We start from the raw sequence: 592 nt of genomic DNA, 5'->3' as shown, positions 1-592 counted from the left end.
GGAAGAGATTTCCCTGCTGTTGCGCTCTCGAAGCGGTAAGTAGCTTGATACTTGTTAGCTTCAAAGGCCCATTTCCCTACAAACTCTACATTTGCCTTGTTGACAACGGCGCTAGTTACGTCGTAACCTTTGAAGGTCCAAGTACCGTCGTTCACAGTATCTGTGTAAGTGGTTTGGGCTGGTTGTTGAGCGGAAACAGAGGCACCATTCACATAAGTTGCACTGTCACTTGGAGCCATTCACATAAGTTGCACTGTCACTTGGAGTCAGGCTGTCTCGCTCTCGAAGCGGTAAGTTAATTGGTACTTGTTGGCTTCAAAGGACCATTTCCCTACAAACTCAACATCGGACTTGTTGACCACAGTGCTGGCTGCGTCGTAACCCTTGAAGGTCCATGTGCCGTCGTTCACATCATCTTTGTAAGTGGTTTGGGCTGGTTGCTGAGCTGAAACAGAGGCACCATTCACATAGCTGAGCTGAAACAGAGGCACCATTCACATAAGGTGCACTGTCACTTGGAGTCAATCTGTCTCACTCTCGAAGCGGTAAGTAACTTGATACCTCACTCTCGAAGCGGTAAGTAACTTGATAC

Annotated in this window: 1 pseudogene; it reads right to left on the bottom strand. The window is 47.8% G+C overall.

The window, feature by feature from the left end:
- Nucleotides 1–592: pseudogene (locus D8852_RS09960) on the bottom strand (SHIRT domain-containing protein); the annotation flags it as partial.

Origin of the sequence: Streptococcus mitis, from assembly GCF_003942695.1 — a bacterium.
Taxonomy (GTDB): domain Bacteria; phylum Bacillota; class Bacilli; order Lactobacillales; family Streptococcaceae; genus Streptococcus; species Streptococcus mitis_BD.
The sequence above is the reverse complement of the archived record's forward strand: the minus strand, read 5'-3'. Positions and strand labels throughout refer to the sequence as shown.